Below are 25,803 nucleotides of genomic sequence, written 5' to 3' on the forward strand. Positions count from 1 at the left end.
TCAGCCCATGTGCGGATAGCGGTAGTCGGTCGGCGGGTCGAACGTCTCCTTGATCGTGCGGGTGCTGGTCCAGCGCATCAGGTTCTGCATCGCGCCGGCCTTGTCGTTGGTGCCGGACGCCCGCGCGCCGCCGAACGGCTGCTGCCCCACCACCGCGCCGGTGGGCTTGTCGTTGAGGTAGAAATTGCCCGCCGCGAAGCGCAGGAAGTCGGTGCCCTGCGCCAGCGCGCGCCGATCGCGGGCGATCACCGAGCCGGTGAGCGCGTACGGCGCGGCCGACTCCATCTGCCGGAGCATCGTGTCCCAGTCGCGGTCCTCGTACACGTGCACGCCCAGGAACGGCCCGAAGTACTCGGTGGTGAACACCTCGTCCCACGGATCCTCGGCGAGCACCACGGTGGGCCGCACGAACCAGCCCACCGCGTCGTCGTAGGTCCCGCCCGCGAGCACCCGCAGGCCGTCGGCGGCGTGCGCCCGGTCGATCGCCGCCTTGAGCTTGGCGAACGCGCGCTTGTCGATCACCGCGCCCATGAAGTGGCTCAGGTCGGTCACGTCGCCCATCGACAACCCGTCCACCTCGGCCAGGAACGCCTCGCGGAACTCGCTCTCCCAGATCGAGCGCGGGATGTAGGCGCGCGAGGCGGCCGAACACTTCTGGCCCTGGTACTCGAACGCGCCGCGCACCAGCGCGGTGCGCAACACGTCGTGGTCGGCGCTGGGATGCGCGACCACGAAGTCCTTGCCGCCGGTCTCGCCGACGATCCTGGGATAGCCGTGGTAGGCGTCGAGGTTGTCGGCGATGCCCCGCCACAGGTGCTTGAAGGTCGCGGTGGACCCGGTGAAGTGCAGCCCCGCGAAGTCCGGGTCGGCCAGCGCCACGTCGGACACCGCCACGCCGTCGCCGTGCAGCAGGTTGATCACCCCCGGCGGCAGCCCGGCCGCCTCCAACAACCGCATCAGGTGGTGCGCGGCCAGCGCCTGGGTGGGCGAGGGCTTCCACAGCACCACATTGCCCATCAGCGCGGGCGCGGTCGGCAGGTTGCCGGCGATGGCGGTGAAGTTGAACGGGGTGACCGCGTACACGAAGCCTTCCAACGGCCGGTGGTCCAGCCGGTTCCACGTCCCGGGGGAACTGATCGGCTGCTCGGCCAGGATCCGCCGGGCGAAGTCGACGTTGAACCGCCAGAAGTCGATCAGCTCGCACGGCGCGTCGATCTCCGCCTGCTGCACCGTCTTGCCCTGACCGAGCATCGTCGCGGCGGCGATGGTCTCGCGCCACGGCCCGGCGAGCAGGTCGGCCGCCTTGAGGATGATCGCCGCCCGGTCGTCGAAGTCGAGCGCGCGCCACCCGGGCGCGGCCTCCTTCGCCGCGGTCAGCGCGGCCCGCGCGTCGTCGTGGGTCGCGTTGGCGAGGGTGCCCAGTTCGCCCGCGCGCCGATGCGGCTGGACCAACTGCACACGCCTGCCCGCGCCCATCCGGTGTTCGCCGCCGATGGTGTGCGGCAGGTCCACGGGTACGGCGGACAACTCGGCCAGCCGCTCCTGCAGGCGGGCCCGCTCGGGGCTGCCCGGCGCGTAGCCGTGGACGGGTTCGTTGCTCGGCCGGGGCACCCGGGTCACAGCATCCATGGATGCGCAGTGCCCACGAACCGGACAATCGATGCGCGAGGGTGGTCAGCGCACGTGGCTACGCGCGAGCTCGACCGCCTCGGCGAGCGAGTCCGCCACGGGCACCCCGACCCCCTCCAGACCGGCCCGCGCGTGCGAGCCACCCGCGTACAGCACCACGCGCGCGCCCACGTGCAGCGCCGCCGCCGCGTCGTCGGCGGCGTCGCCGATCAGCACCACGTCGGCCGGGTCCCGCTCCAGCGCGGCCAGGTGCCGCACCAGGTGCTCGGCCTTGCCGCCGCCCGGCGGACCCACCCGCCCGTCCACCCGCACGAACCGCTCCTCGATCCCGAACCGGCGCACGAACGGCATCAACGCCTCGTGCGCGGTCAGCGACAGTAGCGACTGGGTACCGCCCTCGCGCTGCCAGGCGTGCAGCAGTTCGTCCGCGCCGACGGCGAGTTCGCAGCGCGCGCTGTGCAGGGTGTAGACCTCCTGGAAGGCCTGGTCGAGGCGGATCCACTCGTCCGCGTCCGGGACCCGGCCGACGACCTTCTCGTAGAACTTCGGCACCGGCACGCAGTAGAGCTCCCGATAACGCTCCAGCGTCATCGGCGGCAGTCCGATCAGCGCGAACGAGGCGTTGGTGGCCTCGATGATCGCGTCCAAGTCGTGGAACAGGGTGCTGTTCCAGTCCCAAACCAGGTGCGGATTCCGATTCGTCATGGACCTTGATTGTGCCCTGCCGGCCGTCACAGCAGGTCGGCCAGCTCCTGTGTCGCGAACCACAGCAGCTCGTGCTCCTCGGTGGCCTCGATCAGCTCGTCGGTGAGCCCGCCCGCCAGCGCCGCGGCGACCGCCTCCTCCGCGTCGGCGGTGTCCATGTGCACCGCCGCGATTCGCTTGCGCGGCACACGCGCGTCGACCAGGACCGCGCCCGGGCCGTCCTGCGTCCGCTCGGCCACCAGCGTGTCCGGCACGTCCGCCGCGAGCACGACCCGACGCACCGCGCCCGGCTCGGCCGCGAGCAACCGCAGCGAGCCCTCGGCGGCGCGGGTCAGCGCGCCGTACTCCAGCTCCTCCTCGTCGTCGCTCCCGTACCACGCGCGAAACGCCCCGGTGACCGCGTACGCCGGCAGCGGCGCCGACTCGATCCCGCCGGCGGCGTGCACCGCGGCCAGGCCGGCGGGCGTCGTAGGGATGAACACGCGCATCGGGCGACTCCAATCGAGTGAAATCCGGACACTCCTTCGGGGACGAAGGGCGCCGAAACCGGGGCCGACTCGGCGCCACCACGCGTGAGTCGACGCGCGTCAGCGTAATCGCAGCGGTGACCATACGAATGGTTGACCGCGCGGCGCCGGCCGGCTAGGAAGTGCCTGCACACGTCCCGGTCGGGGGAACGAGCGGGACGACGTGCGCCACAACCGTCACGTCCGCTTCACGGGGAGGACCCATGGTCCACACGAACACCGGCTCGCCACCACATCTGTACGTGGTCCGAGCCCCCGCCGGCGAAACCCCCTTCGACACCGCGGCCGTCGCCGAGGTGATCCCGCTGCGCCCATCGGGCCGCCGCACCACCCTCACCCACGGCAACCTGGCCCACGCCCCGCACCCGCTGCCCCACCTGCTGCCCCATCCCGAACACGGATCCGACTCCCGGCCCGGTTCTCGGCTCGCGCCGCGACCCGACACGCGGCCCGCGCTGCGCCTGGTCCCCGCCCTGGCCGAACCGGACCCGGCCGAGGCACGGCTGCGCTCACAACGGCTGGCCCACGCGCTGGCCGAGATCGCCTCGGGCCGGCGCGCGCTCACCCAGCTGCGCCCGTACGCCTCCGCGCCCGTCTACGGCACCACACAACACCTGATCCGCCGCCTCGCGGCCCGCCGGGTCGGGCACCTGCGGGTGGAGTCCTGCGGCGGCCACGCCCCGGCCGAAGGCATCGCCGAGGGCTACGCCCGCCTACGCGCCCCGTCCTGGGTCCTCACCCTGGCCTTCCGCCTGGAACGCGACGCCCCCACCCGCCACCCCACCAACACCTGGCTCTGCACAGCCCTGGAACACGACGAACTGGCCTGAAAAGGGAGAGGGCCCGAACCAACAGTCCCGGGCCCTCCCCCACACACAACCACCCCACCAAACCCCTCCACAAGCCCCGGGACGCAGGCGCGAGGCGCGGGGGGCGCAGGCCCTCAGGCGCGGGGCCCGGGGTGCGGGGGGCGAGGCGCGGGGGCGAGGCGCGAGGCGCGGGGGGCGCAGGCCCTCAGGCGCGGGGCCCGGGGTGCGGGGGGCGAGGCGCGAGGCGCGGGGGGGCGCAGGCCCTCAGGCGCAAGGCGCAAGGCGCGGGGCCCGGGGCGCAAGGCGCGGGGCCCGGGGGCGCAGGCCCGGGGCCCGGGGGCGCAGGCCCTCAAGCCCTACGCCACCAAACTCCAGCCCGTCCGGCGCTTGAGGACAGCAGGCCGCAGGCCGCCAGAGCCCGACCGAGGCCACCACCCGCGACCACCGCCAACAGCGCCCCCCTCAGCCCGTCCGGCGCATGAGGACCCGCAGGCCGCCAGAGCCCGACCGAGGCCACCACCCGCGACCACCGCCAACAACGCCCCCCTCAGCCCGTCCGGCGCATGAGGACCCGCAGGCCGGCCTCACCCGACCCGCGCCGCCGCCAACCGGCATGAGGACCCGCCTACTTCTTCTTCCGCTTCGCCCGCTGCGCCCGCCGCCGCTCGGCCCGCGTCGCGCCCTCCTCGACCTCGTCCGCGTCCTCGTCGAAGTTCTCCTCGGAGGTGATCACACCACCCTCGCCGTCGATCGTGGGCGCGCTGTACTGCAGGTGCGCCGGCCGCTGGGGCGCGTCCAGGCCCTTCGCGTGGATCTCCGGCAGCGGCGCGGCCTTGTCGATCGAGATGCTCGGCGCCTCCGGCACCTGCTCGATCTCGACCTCGACGTTGAAGAGGTAGCCGACCGACTCCTCCTTGATGCCCTCCATCATGGCGTTGAACATGTCGAAGCCCTCGCGCTGGTACTCCACCAGCGGGTCGCGCTGCGCCATCGCCCGCAGGCCGATGCCCTCCTGGAGGTAGTCCATCTCGTACAGGTGCTCGCGCCACCGGCGGTCCAGCACCGACAGGATGACCCGCCGCTCCAGCTCGCGCATGACCTCCTCGCCCAGCTTCTCCTCACGCAGCGCGTAGGCGGCCTGGGCGTCGGCCCGGAGCAGTTCGATCAGCTGGTCGGTGTCCAGCTCCGAGCGGTCGCCGAACTCCTCCTCGACCTCCTCGATCGTGATGCTGACCGGGTACAGCCGCTTGAGGTTGGCCCACAACTTCTCGAGGTCCCACTCCTCCGCGAAGCCCTCGGTCGCACCGTGCACGTACGCCTCGACGGTGTCGTCGATGAAGTGCCCGATCTGCTCCTGCAGGTTCTCCCCCGCGAGCACCCGGCGGCGCTCGCCGTAGATCACCTCGCGCTGCCGGTTCAGCACCTCGTCGTACTTGAGCACGTTCTTGCGGATCTCGAAGTTCTGCTGCTCGACCTGGGTCTGCGCGGACTTGATCGCGTTCGAGACCATCTTCGACTCGATCGGCTGGTCCTCGGGCACGTTGGCCAGGGTCAGCACCCGCTCGACGATGTTGGCCTTGAACAGGCGCATCAGGTCGTCGCCCAGCGACAGGTAGAACCGCGACTCGCCCGGGTCGCCCTGGCGCCCGGAGCGACCGCGCAGCTGGTTGTCGATCCGGCGGGACTCGTGCCGCTCGGTGCCGAGCACGTACAGCCCGCCGAGGTCGGAGACCTCCTCGTGCTCCGCCTTGACCGCCTTCTTGGCCTTCTCCAGCGCCTCCGGCCAGGCCGCCTCGTACTCCTCCGGCGTCTCGGTCGGGGTCAGCCCGCGCTGCGCGAGTTCGGCCGCGGCGAGGTGGTCCGGGTTGCCGCCGAGCATGATGTCGGTGCCTCGGCCGGCCATGTTGGTGGCCACCGTGACCGCGCCCTTGCGGCCGGCCTGCGCGACGATCTGCGCCTCGCGCTCGTGGTGCTTGGCGTTCAGCACCTCGTGCGGCACGCCGCGCTTGCGCAGTTGGGCGGACAGGTACTCGGACTTCTCCACGCTGGTGGTGCCGACCAGGACCGGCTGGCCCTTCTCGTGCTTTTGCGTGATGTCCTCGACCACCGCGTTGAACTTGGCCTCCTCGGTCTTGTACACGAGGTCGGACTGGTCCACACGCTGCACCGAACGATGGGTGGGGATGGGCACCACGCCGAGCTTGTAGATCTGGTGGAACTCGGCGGCCTCGGTCATCGCGGTACCGGTCATGCCGCCGAGCTTCTTGTACAGGCGGAAGAAGTTCTGGAGGGTGACGGTGGCCAGGGTCTGGTTCTCGTCCTTGATGTCCACCCCCTCCTTGGCCTCGATCGCCTGGTGCATGCCCTCGTTGTAGCGGCGACCGGCGAGGATGCGGCCGGTGTGCTCGTCGACGATCAGCACCTCGCCGTCCACGACGACGTACTCCTTGTCCCGCTTGTACAGCTCCTTCGCCTTGATGGCGTTGTTCAGGTAGCCGACCAGCGGGGTGTTGACCGCCTCGTAGAGGTTGTCGATGCCCAGGTAGTCCTCGACCCGGCCGACGCCGGACTCGTGGATGGCGACGGTGCGCTTCTTCTCGTCGACGTCGTAGTCGCCGGTCTCCTCGATGCCCTTGAGCGGGTTCGCGGCCTCGCCGCGCCTGAGCCGCTTGACCATGGTCGCGAAGTCGGCGTACCACTTCGTGGCCTGGTCGGCCGGGCCGGAGATGATCAGCGGGGTGCGGGCCTCGTCGACGAGGATCGAGTCGACCTCGTCGACCACGGCGAAGAAGTGGCCGCGCTGCACCAGCTCGTCGGCCGACCACGCCATGTTGTCGCGCAGGTAGTCGAAGCCGAACTCGTTGTTGGTGCCGTACGTGATGTCGTAGCCGTACGCCTTGCGCCGCTCGTGCGGCGGCATGTTGGCCAGGATGCAGCCCACGGTCAGACCGAGGAAACGGTGCACACGACCCATCCACTCCGAGTCGCGCTCGGCGAGGTAGTCGTTGACCGTGACCACGTGCACACCCTCGCCGGCGATGGCGTTGAGGTAGGCGGGCAGGGTGGACACCAGCGTCTTGCCCTCGCCGGTGCGCATCTCGGCGATGTTGCCCAGGTGCAGCGCGGCACCGCCCATCAGCTGCACCTTGTAGTGCCGCTGACCGAGCGTGCGGCGCGCGGCCTCGCGCACCGTGGCGAAGGCTTCCGGAAGCAGGTCGTCGAGGGATTCCCCATCGGCGTAGCGCTGCTTGTACTCGTCCGTCAGCGCGCGCAGCTCGGCGTCGGAGAGGTCCTTGAAGTCGTCTTCGATCGACTCGATCTGATCTGCGATGCGGTTGAGCTTGCGCAGGATTTTGCCCTCGCCGGCGCGCAGGACCTTGTCGAAGATAGACACGCTGGATGAGCTCCTTGCCCGACGGCGCCCGCCCGCCTTTCGGACGTGACGGCACGGCGGGGCCCGTCCCGCCGATACGGCCATCGTATGCGAGGAGGCAAGCCCGATCGAGCCTCGCGGGCCGGCACAGTGACCGGCATGGAACCTGTGGAGATCGCGGCGGGACGCTTTCAGCTCCGGCCCTGGAACGAACACGACGTCGACGTGATCGCCGGCGCGCTCGCCGACGAGCTGATCGCGCACCGCCCACCGGTGCCCGAGGACGAGGATCCACACGCGTGGCTGGCCGCGCGCGAGCAGCGATGGGCGAGCGGCGAGGGGCCGTCGTTCGCGGTGATGGACGCGGTGAGCGGCGAGGTCCACGGCCATGTGGCGCTGTGGAAGGTGTCGCCGCAGTGGCGCACGGCCGAGGTCGGCTACTGGACGCTGAAGTCCGCGCGCGGTCGCGGGGTCGCCCGGCACGGGGTCGGCGCGCTCACCCGCTGGGCGTTCGGCGCGCTGGATCTGCATCGCCTGGAACTGCGCCACGCGGTGGCCAACTCCGCCTCGTGCGCGGTCGCGAACGCGTCGGGATATGCACTCGAAGGAGTACTGCGGGGCTGCCTCACCGGCTTCGGCGAGGAGTTCACCGACGTACATCTGCACGCCCGGCTCGCCACGGACACCTGATGCGAACATACGTTCTAAGGTGGCGGCCATGACCTCACAGCCGACCTTCACGCCGGACGCCGAGCTGACCGCCGACGAGGCCCGCCGCATCGTGCTGGCCGCGCAGGGCCTGCTGGGTGCCCCCGATCGCCGGGCGGGCGTGCTCGGCGTGCTGCACTCGCTGGGCGCGGTACAACTCGACACCATCTCCACACTGGCCCGCTCACACGAGCTGGTGCCCTACTCCCGGCTCGGCCCGGTCGGCCGCTCCACCGTCGAGAGCGCCTACTGGTCCGGCGAGACCGCGTTCGAATACTGGTCGCACGCGGCGTGTGTGCTGCCGATGTCGACGTGGCCGGACTTCGCCTTCCGCCGCCGGCACTACCGGGGCCGCGGCCACCTGTGGGGTCATCAGGTGTCGAAGGAGTCGTTCGACACCGTCCTGGAACGCCTGCGCGCCGAGGGCCCGCTCACCGCGACCGCGCTGGGCGGGGCCAAGAACAAGGGCGAGTGGTGGGACTGGAGCGAGACCAAGATCGCCGTCGAGCGCGCGCTGGCCTTCGGCGACGTGGTCTGCGTGCGCCGCGACGGCTGGAAGCGGGTGTACGACCTGCCGGAACGTGTGGTCCCGGCGGCCCTGCTCGCCGAGGAGCCCGACGACGCGGAGTGCCTGCGCCGCCTGGTGCGCCTCGCGGGCCGACAGCTCGGGGTGGCCACCCGGGCCGACCTGATGGACCAGTACCGGCTGACCCGGGCCCAGGTCGACGCCGCCCTGCCCGGCAGCGGCCTGGTCCCGGTCGCGGTCGCGGGCTGGGGCGAACGGGCCGCCCGCGAGGGCGCGTGGGCCGACCCCGACGCGCTCGCCGCGCCGCCGCGCGGACGTCATCGCGCCACGCTGTTGTCGCCGTTCGACTCGCTGGTGTGGGATCGCCCGCGCACCGCCCGGGTGTTCGGCGGCTTCGAACACCGCCTGGAGGCGTACGTGCCCGCCGCCAAGCGGGTGCACGGCTACTTCGTGATGCCCATCCTGGCGGGCGGGCGGCTGGTCGGCCGGGTGGACCCGGCCCGGGAGGGACGCACCCTGGTGGCCCGGCGCATCTCCTTCGAGGCCGGCGCCGCGGTCGGCGAGCGGGTGCTGGCCGGCGCGGCCGACGCGCTGCGCGCGGCCGCCGGGTGGGTGGGGTGCGACGACGTGCGGATCGAGGCGCTGGACCACGAGAGCACCCGCGCGCGGCTGACCGCGCTGCTCGCGGGCTGACCGGCCGGGTTCGGCCGGGCGTCCGCGTCCGGCCGACCCGGGCCCGCCCAAGAGGCGCGCCGGTTCAGTCGCCGATCTCCAGGATCTTCTCCCGCATCGCGTAGACCACGGCCTCCATGCGCGAATGCAGCTGCAATTTCTCGAGGATGTTGCGCACGTGGTTCTTCACGGTGTTCTCGCTGATGAACAGCTGCTTGGCGATGTCGCGGTTGTTGCGCCCGGTGGCCACCAGGCGCAGCACCTCGATCTCGCGGTCGGTCAGCCGCGGCGCCGGCACCAGGCGGCGCTCGTCGTCGCGCCGGCTCATCGACTTGAACTCGGTCAGCAGCTTGACCGCCATCGACGGGCTGATCTGCGACTGCCCGTCGGCCACCGCGCGGATCGCCGAGGCCACCTCGCCGTGCGAGATCTCCTTGAGCAGATAGCCGGTGGCGCCGGCCTTGATCGCGTCGTAGAGGTCGGCCTCTTCCTCACTCATCGTCAACATGATGATCTGAGTGCTGGGCGCGACCTCCTTGATCGCGGTGCAGGCCTCGATGCCGCCGCGTCTGGGCATGCGCACGTCCATCAGGACGATGTCGGGCAGCAGGTCCTGCGCGGCCTCCAGCGCCTCGGCGCCGTCCCCGGCCTCGCCGACCACGGTGATGTCGGGCTCCGGCGCGAGCACGATGTCCAGACCCCGGCGAAACAGATCGTGATCGTCGACCACCAGCACGCGAATCGGTTCGCCCGCTGAGCCGTGCTCCACGCGGGCCGGAACAGACTGTTCACCCACCGTGTTTCCCCCCTGGGTCGGCACGATCCGTGTCCAGGACATGATCCCACGTGATCGCCACGACGCCAGGCCCTGATGGGCGTTATGTGCGGAACGTACTTGCGAAGCGGAACATTCGCCAGGGAACGCCAGGGTCGAGGACGCAACCGACGCCGAAACCCCGAGGGGTTTCGGCGTCGAATCACGACCAGAGGGCGCGCGGCGACGGCCCGACCGCGACTACTGCGGTCCGCCGTCCTCGCGGTCCTCGGGCTTGAGGTGGATCACACCGTAGTCGTAGCCGTGCCGGCGGTACACCACACTCGGCCACCTGGTGCTCGAATCGATGAACAGATAGAAGTCGTGGCCTACCAACTCCATCTCGTACAGCGCCTGGTCGAGCGCCATCGGACGCCCGGCGTGTACCTTCTCGCGAACCACGAGGGGGCCTTCGCCATCCACCTCGATCGGGCCCGCCATGTGCGGCTGGGGCCTCAATTCGCCGTTCTTCACCGCCTCGATGTCTTCCGCGGACGCCACCACGGCTCCGTTGAGCCGGTCGGCGTGATTGATCTCCGCAGTGGCCGCGCCCACCGAGACGGGGGAGCGGTGACCATGGTGCACGCGCCGCCGATCGGCGGCCTTGCGCAACTGTGCCTCGAGTCTCGCGCACGCCAGGTCGAGTGCGGCGTAGGGGTCGGACGCGGCGGCTTCGCCCCGGATGACGGGGCCACGCGTGTTCAGCGTGATCTCCACCCGGTCCGAGCGCTCCGCCAGCCGCGGGTTCCGCTCCTTGGTCACCTCCACGTCAACGCTGATCACCTTGTCGTCGAGCTTGCGGATCTTGTCCAGCTTCTCGACACAGTGCTTGCGAAAACGCTCGGGTACCTCGGTCTTGCGGCCCTTGACGACAATGTCCACGCAGAACTCCATCCATTGCGCCATGCCGGAGGGGTGGGCACCCATCCGACCGACCAGGTCGCCGACGGCCCTGCTCCGTCCCGCGCCGCCGGGCGGTCGCGGCCACCACGGCCGCCGCCTCGACTCGCCCTCCCACGGCTCGGACCGCACGGGTCGCCTCCGCGAGAGTTGCGCCGGTGGTGCAAACATCATCGACGACGATCACCACACTAATGCCCGTAAACAAGGGCGCCAACCTGTCCGAAACGATCATTGATCGGCGGACGTTCATCCTCCGTTCATGTGCCGAAAGGCCCGCCTGATCCAGGATCCGACGGGTATGTCGCAGTGCCGGGAGCACCCGTGCGGGGACCCCGGCCGCGCGCAATCGTCCGGCCGCGCGCAGCGCCAGCTCCCTGGTGGCGTCCCGACCGCGCCGACGCACCGCCGCGCGGGTCGAGGGCACCGGGACCAGCAGGCACGGCCCGGCCGCGTCGGCGAGACCGGCGGCCACCGACCGGGCCAGCGCATCCCCCAGGGGCCGGGCCAGGCGGCGCGCGCCGTGCTCCTTGTAGGCGGCGAGCACCGAGCGCACCGGCCCCTGGTAGGCGGTGACCGCGTGTACGGGCGGCAGCCCCTCGGGCGCGGGCGCCGGGTCGGCCGGCCGCGGCTCCGGGAGGAACACCTCCCGACAGGCGGCGCACAACTGCGCGCCGGGGGCGGCGCAGCCCGCGCAGCACACGGGCAACACCAGGTCGGCCCATGTCGCGAGCACCCGACGCCGTTCCATACCCCCACGCTCGCACGCCCGGCCCCGAAAGGGACCGGCCGCACGCACAACCACCCGATCCGGTCATGGCGCGCCGTGGCGGACGGGCTCCGGGCGGGCGCGCTACCCCGGGTAGACCGGGTACGTGCCGCTGTGCACCTTGATCCAGTTGTTGCCCTGGGACAGCTGGTAGATGTTCTGCTCGCCGGAGTCGGCGAGCAGCGGCTGGTCGGCGCCGTCCGGCGCGGCGATGTGCAGCATGCCGTTGACCGAGGCGACCGAGATCGAGATGCCGCCGTCGATGTCCACGATCTGCGGCTGCAGCGCGCCCTGGCCCTCCTTGCCCAGCACCACCAGCCGGTCCGGACCGTTCCACGAGATCGCCTTGACCTCGACCAGCGAGGGCAGCACCGAACGCGGCGCGGCGATGGTGATGGCCGGCAGCCCGTTGCTCACGCGCCGCTCGACCCGGCCGACCATCACCTGCCCGGTGTTCAGGACCAGCGCCGCCCGCACGCCGTCCGAGGACAACCGCAGGTCGGTGATCCGGGCCGCGGTGATGCCCTCCACGTCGACCGCGACCTTGGTGACCTGGCGCCGCTCGTCCTCGTACAGCGCCAACACCTGCTCGGCGTTCTTGGTGTGATCCAGCGCCCACAACACGCCGCGGCCGTCCCAGGTCGGGCTCGACAACGACCCGGGCGAGGTGTTCAGCCACTCCTGGGCCTCGCCGTGACCGTCCACGTCGCCGACCCACAACTTGCGCCCGCCGGTGTCGATGCCCGCGATCCGGCGTCGGAACTGGTCCCGCGAGACGGCGATCTGGTCCACCTTGTAGGTGCCGTCGCCGAAGGGTCCCGGCAGCGCGGGCGGGTTGCCGTTCGCGCCGGGCACCACGTTGACCATGCCGCCCTTGGCGATGAAGTAGCCGGTGGGCCCGGGCGTCTTGGCCGCCCGCGTGGGGTCGTAGTGCGCCGCGTCGTCGTCGGAGAGCAGGCACATCGGCGCGCCGCCGCCGGTGATCGAGACCGAGTCCACCCCCGATACCTGGCGCAGCGTGAACAGCAGTTGCGCGGCCATGCGCTCGCAGCCCTTGCCCTGGGCGAGTCTGGCCTGCCGGTTGAGCTGGACGCGGGCGGTGCGGTTGTCCTCGATCGACACCACCCGGTCGGCGGGCTCGGTGCCGGCCGGGAAGGCGGTCTCCACCACCGGCCGCAGCCAGTCGGTGGGACCGTTCACCAGTTGCCGCACCAGCGCCGAGGTCAGTCCCACCCGGCTGCGCAGATAGACCGGATCGGGCACCAGGACGTCCTGGCCCAGCGGCATCGAGGTGGCGAACCAGTAGGTGTTGACCGACCGGTAGATCCGGTGGAACTCGGCGTTGGACAGGATCAGCCCGTCGGGCAGATCGGCGATGCGCCACTGGTTGTCGGTGCCCAGGCGCAGTTGCAGGGTGGCCTGGTAGGGCGCGCCCGCCTGCTGTTCGGGCTGGTAGGCGTTGCGGCTGTCGACGGTGCCCACCCGGGTGCCGGAGACCTCGGCCCGATAGGTCCGCTCGTCGGCACCGGCCACGAGTTCGATCTTCGCGATCGTGTTGAGCACCACGATCTCGCGCGTGGGCACCCACTTGGCGCGGGCCTCCGGGGTCAGGTAGGCGCGCGCGGTGGTGTAGTCGGGTTCGTCGCTGGTGACCGCCTCCAGGAAGCCGGCCACCATGCCGTGCGGCTGCTCGCCGGGCTTGGGCGGCACGGCGAACACCCGCACCTGCTGCTCCGGGCCCTGGTCCTTGGTGCCGCCCTTGGCCGCCTCGCGCACGCTGCCGCTGTGCGGCATCGACGCACACCCACTGAGCGCGCACAGCACGCACATCAGGGCCAGGAACGGGGTGATCCGCCTCATCGACCGCCTCCCGCGGAACCGGCCGTACGTACGCCGCGCCGATACGGCGAGCCCGCCGGACCCAGGCCCCGATTGGCCCGCGAGTCCTCGGGCTCCAACGGCAGCGGGGAGCGCACCAGCTCGCCGCCCGCGGTCTTGGGCAGGCTCAGCCGGAACTGCGAGCCGCCGCCCGGCTCGCCCCAGGCCTGGAGCCAGCCGCCGTGCAGATGCGCGTCCTCGAGCGCGATGGACAGGCCCAGGCCGGTGCCGCCGGTGGTCCGCGCCCTGGCCGGGTCGGCCCGCCAGAACCGGGCGAACACCAGCGAGGACTCGCCGGGCTTGAGGCCCACGCCGTAATCGCGCACCGCCACCGCGACCGAGTCCTCGCCGGCGGCGACGATGACCACCACGTCGTGCCCCTCGCCGTGCTCGATCGCGTTGACCACCAGATTGCGCAGCACCCGGTCGATCCGCCGGGGATCAACCTCGGCCACGCACGGCTTGTCCGGCACGCGTACCACGAGCCGGCTGCCGCGCCGCTCGGCCAGCGGCTCGGCGCCCTCGACCACCCGACGCACCAGGTCGCGCAGGTCCACCGGCTCGGCGTCGAGCACCGCCGCGCCCGCGTCGAACCGGCTGATCTCCAACAGGTCCGACAGCAGCGCCTCGAACCGGTCCAGCTGGTTCTGCAGCAGTTCGGCCGAGCGCCGGGTGGCCGGGTCGAAGTCCTCACGCGCCTCGTACAGCACGTCGGCGGCCATCCGCACGGTGGTCAGCGGAGTGCGCAGTTCGTGCGAGACGTCCGAGACGAACCGGCGCTGCACCCGGGACAACTCCTCCAGCTGTCTGATCTGGTTCTGCAGGTTGGACGCCATCTTGTTGAACGACGAGCCCAGCCGGGCCAGGTCGTCCGCGCCGACCACGCGCATCCGCTCCTCCAGTCGGCCCGCCGCCAACCGCTCGGCGATCCGGGCCGCCATCCGCACCGGGGTGACCACCCATCGGGTCACCAACGCCGCGATCGCCACCAGGAGCAGCACGAGGAAGACCCCGGCGGTGGCCAGCGTGCTGCGCACCAGGCCCAGGGTCTTCTCCTCGGGACCGAAGGAGAAGAAGTAGTAGAGCTGGTACGACCCGCCGTCGGGGTCCTCCAACTGGGCGCCGACCACCAGGCCGGCCTCGCGGGTGGTCTCCACCGGGCCCTCGCCGTGCTGGCCCTCGCGCACGATCTGGGTGTACTGGAGCAGCGCCACCCCGCGCTTGAGGCCCACCTCGCGGCGCAGCTCGGCCGGGATGCTGGAGTCGGGGACCACGTCGCCGGACGCGCGGGGGCTGCGGCCGGACCCGGGTGGGCTGTCCACCGTGTCCTGACTGGTCGCGGCCACGTCGTACACCCCCTGGCCGCCGCTGGAGAGCTGCTTGACCAGCGCGTTGAGCCAGTCCCCGGTGTTCACCCGGTTGCCGGTGGCCGGCGTGCCGGCGGGCATGCCGGTGGGCACCTGGACGTGCCGGCCCGGGCTGGTGGCGATCTCGTCGGCCTGCGCGCGGGCATCGGCGAAGCCGCCCTGGGCCTGGGACCGGGCGGAGGCCACCTTCGCGTCGAGCAGGCCGTTGCGGACCTGCCCGACCACCACCACGCCGAGCAGCACCGTGACGGCGACGGACAGCACGAGGGTGGTGGCCACGACGCGGAACTGGATCGATCTGTTCCACAGCGCCATGACCCGGCCCACGCCGCCGCGCACACGACGCAGGGCGAGGGACCAGGCCGACGGGGAGGGCGACCGCTGTGCGGTGCTCACCGGGACGATCTCAAGGTCAGGCCGGTCCCGCCTTGTAGCCGACCCCGCGCACCGTGACCACCGTCTCCGGACGCTCGGGGTCACGCTCGATCTTCGAGCGCAGCCGCTGGACGTGGACGTTCACCAGGCGGGTGTCGGCCGCGTGTCGGTATCCCCAGACCTGTTCGAGCAGTACCTCGCGGGTGAACACCTGCCAGGGCTTGCGGGCGAGTGCGACAAGGAGGTCGAACTCCAGCGGGGTCAGTGCGATGTTCTGCCCGTCCCGCTTCACGGCATGGCCGGCCACGTCGATCACCAGATCGCCGATCACCAGTTGCTCCGGGGTGGGTTCCTCGGCTCTGCGCAGGCGGGCCCGCACACGAGCGACAAGCTCCTTGGGCTTGAACGGTTTGATCACATAGTCGTCTGCTCCGGACTCCAGGCCGACCACGACGTCGACCGTGTCGCTCTTGGCGGTGAGCATCACGATCGGCACGCCGGACTCGGCACGGATCTGGCGGCAGACGTCGATGCCGTCGCGGCCGGGCAGCATCAGGTCCAGCAGCACCAGGTCCGGTTTGACGTCCCGGAATGCCTGGAGTGCCTTGTCGCCGTCCGCCACGAACGACGGCTCGAACCCTTCGCCACGCAGCACGATGCCGAGCATCTCGGACAGTGCGGTGTCGTCGTCAACGATGAGGACGCGTCCCTTCATGTGCCTCATCGTCGCATTACCGGATTGTGACCTGCACTCATCCGACCGATTCCGGCCGCGTCCTCGGGTGACAAAACGTACTTTTCCCTGACGATTTACACGCACAGGGAGTGCGGAGTCACCACGAATGCCGGAAGGTACGCCGTCCCGGCCGGGCACGCAACGGACGTTTCGGGCCATCGACACGACCCTCGCGGCCGGCGCCGGGCGGCATCCGGAACGTGCGACCGGGCGCCCGTCGTCGTCCACCCGGCCGGCCCGCCCGGCCCGTCGTTCGGATCCGCCGGCCGCCCGTTCACCAAGGGGCCACACGGGCATGCCACGATGAGTCACCACCCATCAGGACGAGGAGCGCAATCGACATGACGGACTCGCCCGGCCGGCCCACCCCGGACGCCCCGGGGCCGGACGCAGCACGCCCGGCGGACGACGCCACGTCACCCGACCGATCCGCGCCCGAGCCCGAGCCCGCGGCGGCGCCGGCCGCCGAGCCGGCCCCGGCCGCGCCGGCCTCGTCCCCGGCCGACACGACGGCAGCGGACGGGCCGGTCGCCCCCGAGCCGAACCCCTCGGGCGAGGCCGCGTCCTCGGACGGGCCGGTCGAGGCGAACGGTCCCGCCACCTCGGACCGCTCGGAGGCCGCGGACGACCACGCCGCCTCGAACGGACCGGTCGCCCCGGACCGGCCGACCTCGCTCGACAAGCCCGCCGGCCCGGAATCCGACCGACCCGCGCCGCAGGCCCCCGCACCGGGCTGGGCGCCGGTCCAACCCCCCGCCGCCGGTTGGGGACCCCCGCACCAGGGCCCGCCCCCCGGCGGCGCATCCGACCCGCGCTGGGGCGGCACCCAGCCCCTCTGGGGCGCGCCCCCCGGCTGGAACGGCCCCTACGTCCAGGCCGCCAAACCCGGCGTGATCCCGCTGCGCCCGCTGAGCGTCGGCGAGATCCTGGACGGCGCGTTCGCCGCGATGCGCACCCACTGGAAGGTCATGATCGGCATCGCCGTCGTGATCGCCCTGCTCACCCAGTGCCTCGAGGTGCCGGCCACCTGGCTGCTCAACCGCGAGTTCTCCCCCGACGACCTCTCCGACGACCCCACCGGGGAGGAGTTGTGGCGCTACCTGCGCGACACCTCCGCCGTACTGATCGTGCCGATCGTGGTCTCCACCCTCGGCCAGATCGCCGCCACCGGGATGCTCACCGTCGTGGTCAGCCGCGCGGTGATCGCCAAGTCCATGTCGGCGGCGCAGGCCTGGAAGGCGGTCCGCCCGCTGCTGCCGCGCCTGCTCGGGGTCACCTTCGCGACCTGGCTGGTCCCGGTCGGCACGATGCTCGTGGCGATTCTGCCGGGTCTTGCCCTGCTGGCCGTCGGCGCCGACGGGCTCGGCGCGCTGCTGCTGCTTCCCGGCCTGATCGGCGGCGTGGTCGCGGCGATCTACCTGTACGTCTGCCTGACCCTCGCCGGCCCCGTCCTGATGCTGGAGAAGCAGACGGTCCGCAAGGCCCTGGAGCGCTCGCGCAAGCTCGTCACCGGCTCGTGGTGGCGCGTGTGCGGCATCCTGCTGCTGATCTGGCTGATCATGGCGATCGTCGGCGGCATCATCCAGATGCCGTTCCTGCTCGTGTCCGACGGCTTCACGGCGATCACCGCCTCGAAGGCGTCCGACATCCCCGACCCCACGTTCGTCGACCTGCTGATCACCGGCATCGGCGCGGTGATCGCCTCCGCGCTGCTGTACCCGTTCGCCGCCGGCGCGACCGCGCTGCTGTACATCGACCAGCGCATCCGCCGCGAGGCGCTCGACCTCGAACTCGCCCGCGCGGCCGGCGTCCTGGACGGGGAGACCGGCACCGGGTCGGCCGCGGGATCCACGCCCGCGTGAGCCGACCCGCGCTCGCGCTCCCGCTCCTGCCCGGGGACTGGGAACCGGTGGACATCCCGCGCGACGACGCGCGGGATGCCGCCCGGGACGAGCTGTCCCGGGTCGAGTACCACCGCGACGACCCCAATCCGGTGCGCCGGATCCTGGACTGGCTCTTCGACCGCCTCGGCGACCTGGTCTCCCGGGCGGGCGACAACACCCCGGGCGGCTTCACCGGCCTCGCGGTGATCGTGCTCGTGCTGATCGGCGCGCTCGTCCTGCTGCGGCTGCGGCTCGGGCCCCTGCGCACGGCGCGGCGCGCCGAGTTGCCGCTGTACGGCGAGCAGGGCCCGATGCCGGCCGCCCGGCACCGCGCCGCGGCCGACGCACACGCCGCGGCCGGCCGCTGGGACGAGGCGGTCCGAGAACGTTTCCGCGCGATCGTGCGGGATCTGGAGGAACGCGCCGTGCTGGACGTACGCGTGGGCCGCACCGCCGACGAGGCCGCCGTCGAGGGCGGCCGGGTGCTGCCCGAGGTCGCCGCGGACCTGCGCGCCGCGGCGGCGATCTTCGACGACGTGCACTACGGCGGCCGGAGTGCCGACCGGGCCCTGGACGACCGGTTGCGCGACCTCGACACCCGCTGCGCCGCGGCCCGCCCGCGCGCCGCCGAACGGATCCCCGGATGAGCGCCGACCCGGCGGGCCCCGGCGCGTCGAGCCCCGCGGCACCGGCCTTGCCCGCGCCGGAGGGCCCGGGCAAGGCCGGCACCCCGGGCACGACCGCATCCGGCCCCACCCTGCCCCCGCCCATCCCCCTCGGCCGCACCGCCGAGCAGACCTGGCACCGCCTGCGCGTCCCGCTCGCGCTGGTCGCCCTCGTGGTGATCGTCGTCTCCGCCCTCGTGCTGGTCCAGGGCGACCGCCACGAGGGCCGCCTGGACCCGCGCTCGACCGGCAAGGCCGGCAGCAAGGCGGTGGCCCAACTGCTGCGTGCCCGAGGCGTCGAGATGCAACTGGTCCGCTCGGCCGACGCGGCGGAGCGCGCGATCCGCCCCGACACCACGCTCGTGGTGGCCTACCCCGACCTGCTCACCGACGCGCATTTGGCCCGCCTCGCCGCCGCCGCGCCCGCTCGCACCGTGCTGATCCGCCCCGACGAGGCCGCGCTCAACGCGCTGGCCCCCGGCGTACGCACCGCCCGCGACACCTCCGGCCGCAAGCTGGATCCGGACTGCCGGCTCCCGGCGGCACAACGCGCGGGCAGCGCCGACGTCGGCGGCGGGCGCTTCGACATCGGCCCGTTCCCCGCCGCCACCGGCTGCTACCCGTACGCGGGGCTGCCCACCCTGGTGCTCGCCCCGGCCGGCCCCGGCCGGGACACGGTCGTGCTCGGCTCCGGCGGCCTGCTCACCAACGACCGCCTGGACGCGCACGGCAACGCCGCGCTGGCCCTGAACCTGCTCGGCGCCCACCCGCGCCTGGTCTGGTACCTGCCCGGCAGCGGCGAACTCCCGCCCGCCGACGACTCGTTGTGGGACCTGCTCCCCGCCGGCTGGCGCTGGGGCGCGGCCCAACTGGCCGTCGCCGCCGTCCTGCTCGCGCTGTGGCGGGCCCGCCGGCTCGGCCCGGTCGTGGCCGAGCCGCTGCCGGTCGTGGTCCGCGCCGCCGAGACCGTCGAGGGCCGCGCCCGGCTCTACCGCCGCGGCCGGGCCCGGGACACCGCGGCCGAACTGCTGCGCGCCGCCGCCCGCGAACGCCTCGCGCGCCTGCTCGGCGCCGACACCGGCGAGGCCGCGCTGATCGCGGCGATCACCTCCCGCACCGACCACACGTCCGCACACGTGCACGCCCTGTTGTACGGTGCGATCCCGGAGAGCGACGAGGCCCTCGTCACCCTGTCCGCCGACCTCGACGCGCTGATAAGGCAGGTACGCACGACGTGAGCGCACCCGAGCAGACCCGCGGGGCGCGCGACGCCCTCGAAGCCCTGCGCGGCGAGATCGGCAAGGCCGTGGTCGGCCAGGACGCCGCCGTCACCGGCCTGGTGATCGCCCTGCTGTGCCGCGGCCACGTGCTCCTGGAGGGCGTACCCGGCACGGCCAAGACGCTGATGGTGCGTGCCCTCGCCCGCAGCCTCGAACTGACCACCACCCGCGTGCAGTTCACCCCGGACCTGATGCCGGGCGACGTCACCGGCTCGATGGTCTACGACGCGCGCACCGCCGCGTTCTCGTTTCGCGAGGGCCCGGTGTTCACCAATCTGCTGCTCGCCGACGAGATCAACCGCACCCCGCCCAAGACCCAGGCCGCGCTCCTGGAGGCGATGGAGGAGCGGCAGGTCTCGGTCGACGGCACCACACGCCCGCTGCCCGACCCGTTCCTGGTCGCCGCGACGCAGAACCCGATCGAGTACGAGGGCACCTACCCGCTGCCCGAGGCCCAGTTGGACCGGTTCCTGCTCAAGCTCACCCTGCCGCTGCCCGAACGAGACGACGAGATCACCGTGTTGCGCCGACACGCGGAGGGCTTCGACCCGCGCGACCTCGCCGCCGCGGGTGTCCGTTCGGTGGCGGGCGCCGACGATCTGGCCGCGGGCCGCCGGGCGGTCGCCGAGCTGCGCGTCGAGCCGGAGGTGCTGGCCTACGTCGTCGACGTCTGCCGGGCCACCCGCACCTCCCCATCGCTGGCCATGGGCGTCTCCCCGCGCGGCGCCACCGCGCTGCTGGCCGCCGCCCGCGCGTGGGCCTGGCTCGCCGGCCGGGACTACGTCACCCCCGACGACGTCAAGGCGCTGGCCCGCCCGGCGCTGCGACACCGGGTACGGCTGCGCGCCGAGGCCGAGATGGAGGGCGTGACCCCCGACGTGGTGATCGACTCCGTACTGGCCCACACCCCGGTCCCGCGTTAACCGCCGATGGCCCTGACCGGACGCGCCGTACTGGCCGCGGCAATCGGCGTATTGGTGATCGGCCTGCTGCTGCCCTCGCTGCTCGGCCTGGCCGTGGTCGAGGGCCTGCTCCTGCTCGGCGTACTCACCGACCTGCTGCTCGCCGCCGGCGTCCGCGACCTGACCTTCACCCGCGCCGGCGACACCGCGGTCCGCCTCGGCGAACCCGCCGAGGTGACGCTGACCGTGACCAACCCCGGCACCCGGGCGCTGCGCGGCCGACTGCGCGACGCCTGGCCGCCGAGCACCGGCACCACCACGCAGCGCCACGACCTGGCCGTACCCGCCGGCGAACGCCGCCGGATCACCACCACGATGACCCCGACCCGCCGCGGCGACCGGCACGCCCACCGGGTCACCGTGCGCTCCGTCGGCCCGCTCGGCCTGGCCGCCCGGCAGGGCTCGCACCTGGTGCCGTGGCGCCTGCGCGTCCTGCCCGGTTTCCCCAGCCGCCGCCTGCTCCCCTCCAAGCTGGAACGCCTGCGCGAACTCGACGGCCGCTCGGCGCTGCTCACCCGGGGCGCCGGCACCGAATTCGACACGCTCCGCGAGTACGTGCCCGGCGACGACGCGAAGTCGATCGACTGGCGCGCCTCCGCCCGCAACCAGGGCGTCGTGGTGCGCACATGGCGCCCGGAACGCGACCGGCACATCCTGGTCGTCCTGGACACCGGCCGCACCTCCGCGGGCCGGATCGGCGACATCCCGCGCCTGGACGCCGCGATGGACGCGACCCTGCTGCTGACGGCGGTGGCCAACCACGCGGGCGACCGGGTCGACCTGCTCGCCTACGACCGCCGGGTCCGCGCCGAGGTCCGCCGCGCACCGCGCAACGGGATACTCCCCGCCTTCGTCCAGGCGATGGCCACGCTGGAACCGGAGTTGGTCGAACCCGACGCCCGCGGCCTGGCCGCGGAAATCCTCCGCCGCTCGCCGCGCCGGTCGCTGATCGTGCTGCTGACCGGCCTGGAACGCGAGGCGGTCCAGGAGGGCCTGCTGCCGGTACTCCCGCAACTGGCCGCCCGACACGAGGTGATCGTGGCCGCGGTCGCCGACCCGGCGATCACTCGCATGGCCGCCCACCGAGGCGACGCGACCGCCGTCTACGAAGCCGCCGCCGCCGAAAAGGAGTTGGCCGAACGCCGCACCACGGCCGCCGAACTCCGCCGCCGAAACGTCACGGTGGTGGACGCCCCGCCGGGCGAACTGGCTTCGGCGGTCACGGACATGTACCTGGCGCTGAAACTGGCGGGCCGGTTGTAAGGCCCGGAGCCGGGAGGGCCGCCACCGCTACCCACCCGGAGCGACGTGTCCGTTCGCCCACGCCCAGGCGGCGATACCGACCCGGTTGCGCACACCCAACTTGGCCTGGATGTTCGCCACATGCGTCTTGGCGGTACCGGCGGAGATGAAAAGCTCGGCACCGACCTCGGCGTTGGTACACCCCTGGGCGACCAGCCGCACGATCTCATGCTCCCGAGCGGTGAGCGGGTCATGGGCAGCGCCGCAATCACCGGCGGGACCGGTATCGGCAGGCCGCGCCCCCGCAGCCGCAGCCGCACTCGACGACAGGTGATCCAACAACCGCACGGTGACCTGCGGACTGATCAACGTGTCCCCCGCCATCGCCGCCCGCACCGCCTCGATCAACAACGCAGGCCCGGACCGCTTGAGCAGGAACCCACAGGCCCCGTTCCGCAGCGCGGTGTGTACGTACTCGTCGATCTCGAACGTCGTCACCACGATCACCCGCGTGGGCGCGGCAACATCGGGCCCGGCCAGCCGACGGGTCAGTTCGAGCCCGTCGAGCCGGGGCATGCGGATGTCGGCCAGCACGACATCGGGCCGCAACCGTGCGGCGGCCTCGACGGCCTCGACACCGTCGGCCGCCTCCCCGACCACGACCATGTCCGGCTGCGAGTCCAGCACGAGCCGGAATCCGCTGCGGATGTCGTCCTGGTCGTCCGCGATCAGAATGCGCGTGGTCAACCGATCCTCGCTTCATGGGGTGTGCCGGGTGCGGCCGAGAGGTGTATCGAGGGATGGGCCAAAAGCACCGCGTGGACCCGCCACCCTCCGTGTCCGTCCTCCCCATACGGCCCGGCATCGAGTTCGCCACCCGCCTCACGCACCCGCGCGCGCAGCCCCACAAGACCGCGCCCACCACCCCCACCACCGCGGCCGGGCGCATCGACACGACGCCCCGAACCGCCGCGCGGGGCAGGACGGTTCACCACGAGCACGTCCACGGCCGGTCGGCCGAGGCGGGTCGTCGAGGTCACCACGACCTCGACGCCGGCGGCACTGGGCGCATGCCGGCGCACATTGGTCAGCGCCTCGACGACGACGCGGTACACCGTCGCCGACGCCTCCCGGGACACCCGCGCCGGCGAGTCGTCGGCGGCCACCAGGTCGGGGGCGACGGTCAGGATCGCACCGGTGCCGCCGGGGGTGGTGAAGCCGGCGACCAGCTCCGGGAGTCGGTCGATCCCGGGCAGCGCCTCTCGGGATGCGGCCCGCACGGGATCGCCGACGTGCAGCGTGGCGACCATCCGATCCATCGACGCCAACGCCGCCAGCCCCGCCCGCTCGATGCGCTCCAGGGCGATCAGCGCCTGCCCGGGATCGACGGCACCGACGAACCGGGCGGCCTGGGCCTGCGCGACGATGCCACTCACGTCATGCGCCACGTAGTCGTGCAAATCCCGCGCGATGTCGAGCTGTTGCTCCCGCCGGGCAACCGCGACCGCGTCCACCCGCCGCCGCTCCACCACCCGCGGATAGCCACCCACCACGACCGCGACCCCCACGGGCAGGCACCAGAACACCACCGCTCCGAACACCTCGAACAGACCGCCCCGCCACTCCACCAGGGGCACCGACCACAACGCGACGGCCGCCCCGAGCATCACGACGGCCACCACACCCGCCCGCCCGACCTCCATACGCGCACAAACACCCACCAACACGAGCAACACCGCGACCCGGCCAAGCCCCCAAACCCCGGCCTCCTCAGCCGCCGACCACACCTGCCCCACAAGACCCACCAAACACAACCCACCTACCCCACCCGCGGCAAGCACCACCGCCCGCCCGGCCACCCGGCCCCACCCACAAACCACCCACACCAACACGGCAAACGCCACAACGCTCGGCACCACGGCAAAAACACTCTGCCCAAGCCCCACCCCGACCCCGACCCCGACCCCGACCCCACCGACACCGGCAACGCCGGCCACCACCGAGGCCCCACGCACCCTCCCCATCACCCGCGCACCCCCGCTCCCCCGCTTCCTCACCCTCGTAGGCCGTCGTCCGTCCACCCGAGCCTAGACACGCCCCACACCCACCCACCTCTGCCGATCGGCAGATCCGAACAACCGTGCCCCCAACGGATCCGCCCATCGGCAGATGGCCCGTCCAACCACCCACCCAACAAGCTGATCGAGCCGAAACAACAACCGCTGAAGGGAATGACCATGCTCGACAGCGTCACGATCACCACGACCTCGGTACCGCCGGCCACGAAGCAGGTTCGCGCGACGGCGCCCACAGGCTCCCCGGCCCCCTCCCGCGTCGCCGTCTGGGCCGCACACGTGGCAGTGCTCAGCACGGTGCCCTCGGGCCTCTGGCGCATCGCGGGGGCGGCCGGCATCCCGCTCGGCTTCGGCAAGGACGACCTCCTGCACGAGAGCAACTTCCCGAGCCGCTACTCGTTCTACCTCCTCGGCCTGAGCATCCTGGCCGAACTGGTCGCGCTGCTCGCCCTCGGCCTGGTCCGACAATGGGGCGAGGTCGTCCCACGATGGATCCCATTCCTGGGCGGCCGCACAGTCAACCGCTGGGCCGCCACGATCCCGGCCCTGGTGGGCGCGGCAGTGCTGTGCACCGTCGGCGTCATCGGCATGTTCACGTGGAACAGCGCAGAAAACATGGGCGCCCCCGACTCCCCCAGCGGCACCGCGTACTGGGTCATGACCCTCGCCTACGCCCCATTGCTCCTGTGGGGCCCGGCCCTGACCATCACCGCAATCGCCTACTTCCGCCGCCGCTCCCCCAGACCCCCAACTAGCCAATCCCCGGCGAGGCCTTTTCGGGACGCGTTGCGCCTGTGGTTGCGGGTCGGTTGGTCCGGGCCGTGGGGTGGGGCTGTGGGGTGGGGCTTTCGTCGGGGCGGGTGCCCGGGTCGGGGGAAAAGCGACCTGCGGCGGGTGGCCGGGGAGGGGGTCGGGTTGGGTTCCGCCGGGCTTGCGTTCCCGGGTGGGTCGGGTCCTCTTCGGCGGGGCTTGTGCTTCGGTTGTTGGGGCGCTTTGCCGAGTGGGCCGGGGTTTCGGGGGTGTTGGAGCGGGGTTGGGGTTCGGAACCGGTTCCCGGCGGGTGGTTGTGGGCTTCGAGCTTCGGTGACCTGGGGTTTTGCGTTGCCGGGGCGGAAAGTCGGGTGTCGGGTGCCGGTTTCGTGCGCTCCGGCCTCTCGATGCCGCCGTGGGGACCGAAAGTGCCCAGCGAGAGCCGAAACCGGATCCCGAGACACCCCAAACGCTCCCGCTCCGCGCTGACCTGCGGTTTTCTCTCCCACCGAGGCCACGACCCCCCACGCCATCCGGCTTCGTGAACTCCCGCCGCCCACAGGCATCCACCGCACCTCGAAATTGCCCTGCCCGACCCACTGGGGAAGCCTCCCCGGCGGACTCGACCCGGGCCCCACCCGCCCCTGCTGCCGGCCGGTTTTTCGGTGAGCAACACACGCGTCTCGTCGGGAGCCCCGGGTCCTGGAGCCCCGCACGCCGGCGGCCCACCGCCGACTTCGGTCGACGCCGCACCGGTCACCCGCACCCCGAGCGCGACGCACGCCGAAGAGGACCCGACCCACTCGGGAACGCAAGCCCGGCGGAACCCAACCCGGCCCCCTCCCCGGCCACCCGCCGCAGGTCGCTTTTCCCCCGACCCGGGCACCCGCCCCGACGAAAGCCCCACCCCGACGCCCACACGCCGCCGCCGGCCCACCCCCACGACCCGGACCACCCTCGCACCCGCCGGCCCGAACCGGCACCCGCACGCGTGCCGAGGATCGCGATCGGAACGGGAAACGCAAAAGGCCCGTCCCTTTCGGGACGGGCCTTTCACACGTAAATTCCGGCGGCGTCCTACTCTCCCACACCCCTTCGAGTGCAGTACCATCGGCGCTGGAGAGCTTAGCTTCCGGGTTCGGAATGAGACCGGGCGTT

20 protein-coding genes and 1 rRNA gene are annotated in these 25,803 nt (G+C 72.3%); 8 read left to right on the forward strand and 13 right to left on the reverse strand.

Annotated features, from left to right (window positions below):
- Genes pruA through ACFRCG_RS26675 form a run of 3 tightly spaced genes read right to left on the reverse strand, consistent with a single transcriptional unit; the run spans nucleotide 1 to nucleotide 2,822 of the window.
- Nucleotides 1-1,629, reverse strand: coding sequence for an L-glutamate gamma-semialdehyde dehydrogenase (pruA, locus tag ACFRCG_RS26665; RefSeq protein ID WP_380035887.1), 1,629 nt, complete (start codon nucleotides 1,627-1,629; stop codon nucleotides 1-3).
- A 45-nt stretch (nucleotides 1,630-1,674) separates the two neighbouring features.
- Nucleotides 1,675-2,334, reverse strand: coding sequence for an HAD family hydrolase (locus tag ACFRCG_RS26670; protein WP_380035890.1), 660 nt, complete (start codon nucleotides 2,332-2,334; stop codon nucleotides 1,675-1,677).
- A gap of 26 nt (nucleotides 2,335-2,360) precedes the next feature.
- Nucleotides 2,361-2,822 (reverse strand): DUF6912 family protein, encoded by a 462-nt coding sequence (locus ACFRCG_RS26675; RefSeq protein ID WP_380035893.1) that lies wholly within the window; start codon nucleotides 2,820-2,822, stop codon nucleotides 2,361-2,363.
- A gap of 242 nt (nucleotides 2,823-3,064) precedes the next feature.
- Here ACFRCG_RS26675 and ACFRCG_RS26680 point away from each other — a divergent pair, with 242 nt between their 5' ends.
- A complete protein-coding gene (locus tag ACFRCG_RS26680) occupies nucleotides 3,065-3,691 on the forward strand; it encodes an Rv3235 family protein (protein WP_380035896.1) in 627 nt (208 codons plus the stop codon).
- Nucleotides 3,692-4,295: 604 nt separating this feature from the next.
- On the opposite strand, the gene secA is transcribed toward ACFRCG_RS26680, so the two are convergent.
- Nucleotides 4,296-7,064 carry a preprotein translocase subunit SecA gene (gene secA / locus ACFRCG_RS26685; protein WP_380035899.1) on the reverse strand — a complete coding sequence of 923 codons (2,769 nt, stop codon included), beginning with the start codon at nucleotides 7,062-7,064 and terminating at the stop codon, nucleotides 4,296-4,298.
- A gap of 138 nt (nucleotides 7,065-7,202) precedes the next feature.
- Between secA and ACFRCG_RS26690 the strand changes: the two genes are divergently transcribed.
- Nucleotides 7,203-7,733: a GNAT family N-acetyltransferase gene (locus ACFRCG_RS26690; protein ID WP_380002685.1), complete on the forward strand. Its 531-nt coding sequence runs from the start codon at nucleotides 7,203-7,205 to the stop codon at nucleotides 7,731-7,733.
- Between the two features lie 28 nt (nucleotides 7,734-7,761).
- Nucleotides 7,762-8,970 (forward strand): winged helix-turn-helix domain-containing protein, encoded by a 1,209-nt coding sequence (locus tag ACFRCG_RS26695; RefSeq protein WP_380035902.1) that lies wholly within the window; start codon nucleotides 7,762-7,764, stop codon nucleotides 8,968-8,970.
- A 64-nt stretch (nucleotides 8,971-9,034) separates the two neighbouring features.
- On the opposite strand, the gene ACFRCG_RS26700 is transcribed toward ACFRCG_RS26695, so the two are convergent.
- The 6 genes from ACFRCG_RS26700 to mtrA all read right to left on the reverse strand — a co-directional run bounded on the left by ACFRCG_RS26700 (nucleotide 9,035) and on the right by mtrA (nucleotide 15,767).
- The gene (locus ACFRCG_RS26700; protein ID WP_246127381.1) at nucleotides 9,035-9,745 is read right to left on the reverse strand and encodes a response regulator transcription factor; all 711 of its coding nucleotides are present in this window, start codon (nucleotides 9,743-9,745) and stop codon (nucleotides 9,035-9,037) included.
- A gap of 219 nt (nucleotides 9,746-9,964) precedes the next feature.
- Nucleotides 9,965-10,645 (reverse strand): ribosome hibernation-promoting factor, HPF/YfiA family, encoded by a 681-nt coding sequence (gene hpf, locus ACFRCG_RS26705; protein ID WP_380002683.1) that lies wholly within the window; start codon nucleotides 10,643-10,645, stop codon nucleotides 9,965-9,967.
- Entirely contained in the window at nucleotides 10,533-11,414 is an 882-nt protein-coding gene (locus ACFRCG_RS26710; protein ID WP_380035905.1) for a ComF family protein, read from the reverse strand. Before ACFRCG_RS26710 ends, hpf begins: the two co-directional genes overlap by 113 nt.
- A gap of 102 nt (nucleotides 11,415-11,516) precedes the next feature.
- Complete coding sequence (locus ACFRCG_RS26715) at nucleotides 11,517-13,292, reverse strand: LpqB family beta-propeller domain-containing protein (RefSeq protein WP_380035908.1); 1,776 nt, start codon at nucleotides 13,290-13,292, stop codon at nucleotides 11,517-11,519.
- Nucleotides 13,289-14,992, reverse strand: a complete 1,704-nt coding sequence (mtrB, locus tag ACFRCG_RS26720) for an MtrAB system histidine kinase MtrB (RefSeq protein WP_380035930.1) — start codon at nucleotides 14,990-14,992, stop codon at nucleotides 13,289-13,291. The genes ACFRCG_RS26715 and mtrB overlap by 4 nt, the downstream gene beginning before the upstream one ends.
- A 97-nt stretch (nucleotides 14,993-15,089) precedes the next feature.
- Nucleotides 15,090-15,767: an MtrAB system response regulator MtrA gene (gene mtrA, locus ACFRCG_RS26725; protein ID WP_026219725.1), complete on the reverse strand. Its 678-nt coding sequence runs from the start codon at nucleotides 15,765-15,767 to the stop codon at nucleotides 15,090-15,092.
- Nucleotides 15,768-16,129: 362 nt separating this feature from the next.
- On the opposite strand from mtrA, the gene ACFRCG_RS26730 reads away from it, so the two are divergent.
- Genes ACFRCG_RS26730 through ACFRCG_RS26750 form a run of 5 tightly spaced genes read left to right on the forward strand, consistent with a single transcriptional unit; the run spans nucleotide 16,130 to nucleotide 21,841 of the window.
- Nucleotides 16,130-17,650 carry a hypothetical protein gene (locus ACFRCG_RS26730; protein WP_380035911.1) on the forward strand — a complete coding sequence of 507 codons (1,521 nt, stop codon included), beginning with the start codon at nucleotides 16,130-16,132 and terminating at the stop codon, nucleotides 17,648-17,650.
- Nucleotides 17,647-18,318, forward strand: a complete 672-nt coding sequence (locus ACFRCG_RS26735; protein ID WP_380035914.1) for a DUF4129 domain-containing protein — start codon at nucleotides 17,647-17,649, stop codon at nucleotides 18,316-18,318. The genes ACFRCG_RS26730 and ACFRCG_RS26735 overlap by 4 nt, the downstream gene beginning before the upstream one ends.
- A complete protein-coding gene (locus ACFRCG_RS26740) occupies nucleotides 18,315-19,574 on the forward strand; it encodes a DUF4350 domain-containing protein (RefSeq protein ID WP_380035917.1) in 1,260 nt (419 codons plus the stop codon). Before ACFRCG_RS26735 ends, ACFRCG_RS26740 begins: the two co-directional genes overlap by 4 nt.
- Entirely contained in the window at nucleotides 19,571-20,539 is a 969-nt protein-coding gene (locus tag ACFRCG_RS26745) for an AAA family ATPase (RefSeq protein WP_380035919.1), read from the forward strand. The genes ACFRCG_RS26740 and ACFRCG_RS26745 overlap by 4 nt, the downstream gene beginning before the upstream one ends.
- Nucleotides 20,540-20,545: 6 nt before the next feature.
- Nucleotides 20,546-21,841: a DUF58 domain-containing protein gene (locus tag ACFRCG_RS26750; RefSeq protein WP_380035922.1), complete on the forward strand. Its 1,296-nt coding sequence runs from the start codon at nucleotides 20,546-20,548 to the stop codon at nucleotides 21,839-21,841.
- Between the two features lie 27 nt (nucleotides 21,842-21,868).
- Here ACFRCG_RS26750 and ACFRCG_RS26755 read toward each other — a convergent pair whose 3' ends face one another.
- From ACFRCG_RS26755 to rrf, 3 genes are all read right to left on the reverse strand, one after another.
- Nucleotides 21,869-22,567, reverse strand: a complete 699-nt coding sequence (locus ACFRCG_RS26755; protein WP_380035925.1) for a response regulator — start codon at nucleotides 22,565-22,567, stop codon at nucleotides 21,869-21,871.
- Entirely contained in the window at nucleotides 22,564-23,523 is a 960-nt protein-coding gene (locus tag ACFRCG_RS26760) for a sensor histidine kinase (RefSeq protein ID WP_380035928.1), read from the reverse strand. Before ACFRCG_RS26760 ends, ACFRCG_RS26755 begins: the two co-directional genes overlap by 4 nt.
- Before the next feature lie 2,186 nt (nucleotides 23,524-25,709).
- Nucleotides 25,710-25,803: ribosomal RNA gene (gene rrf, locus ACFRCG_RS26765) — 5S ribosomal RNA — on the reverse strand; the annotation flags it as partial.

It is taken from the genome of Embleya sp. NPDC056575, assembly GCF_042793325.1.
GTDB lineage: Bacteria > Actinomycetota > Actinomycetes > Streptomycetales > Streptomycetaceae > Embleya.

What these genes read in the sequence shown, in the direction of transcription:
- pruA (WP_380035887.1), bottom strand. Translation starts at nt 1,629, where the DNA reads ATGGATGCTGTGACCCGGGTGCCCCGGCCGAGCAACGAACCCGTCCAC.
- mtrB (WP_380035930.1), bottom strand. Translation starts at nt 14,992, where the DNA reads ATGGCGCTGTGGAACAGATCGATCCAGTTCCGCGTCGTGGCCACCACC.
- ACFRCG_RS26690 (WP_380002685.1), top strand. Translation starts at nt 7,203, where the DNA reads ATGGAACCTGTGGAGATCGCGGCGGGACGCTTTCAGCTCCGGCCCTGG.
- ACFRCG_RS26760 (WP_380035928.1), bottom strand. Translation starts at nt 23,523, where the DNA reads ATGGAGGTCGGGCGGGCGGGTGTGGTGGCCGTCGTGATGCTCGGGGCG.
- ACFRCG_RS26730 (WP_380035911.1), top strand. Translation starts at nt 16,130, where the DNA reads ATGACGGACTCGCCCGGCCGGCCCACCCCGGACGCCCCGGGGCCGGAC.
- ACFRCG_RS26675 (WP_380035893.1), bottom strand. Translation starts at nt 2,822, where the DNA reads ATGCGCGTGTTCATCCCTACGACGCCCGCCGGCCTGGCCGCGGTGCAC.
- ACFRCG_RS26695 (WP_380035902.1), top strand. Translation starts at nt 7,762, where the DNA reads ATGACCTCACAGCCGACCTTCACGCCGGACGCCGAGCTGACCGCCGAC.
- ACFRCG_RS26715 (WP_380035908.1), bottom strand. Translation starts at nt 13,292, where the DNA reads ATGAGGCGGATCACCCCGTTCCTGGCCCTGATGTGCGTGCTGTGCGCG.
- ACFRCG_RS26680 (WP_380035896.1), top strand. Translation starts at nt 3,065, where the DNA reads ATGGTCCACACGAACACCGGCTCGCCACCACATCTGTACGTGGTCCGA.
- ACFRCG_RS26750 (WP_380035922.1), top strand. Translation starts at nt 20,546, where the DNA reads ATGGCCCTGACCGGACGCGCCGTACTGGCCGCGGCAATCGGCGTATTG.
- mtrA (WP_026219725.1), bottom strand. Translation starts at nt 15,767, where the DNA reads ATGAAGGGACGCGTCCTCATCGTTGACGACGACACCGCACTGTCCGAG.
- ACFRCG_RS26740 (WP_380035917.1), top strand. Translation starts at nt 18,315, where the DNA reads ATGAGCGCCGACCCGGCGGGCCCCGGCGCGTCGAGCCCCGCGGCACCG.
- ACFRCG_RS26710 (WP_380035905.1), bottom strand. Translation starts at nt 11,414, where the DNA reads ATGGAACGGCGTCGGGTGCTCGCGACATGGGCCGACCTGGTGTTGCCC.
- ACFRCG_RS26670 (WP_380035890.1), bottom strand. Translation starts at nt 2,334, where the DNA reads ATGACGAATCGGAATCCGCACCTGGTTTGGGACTGGAACAGCACCCTG.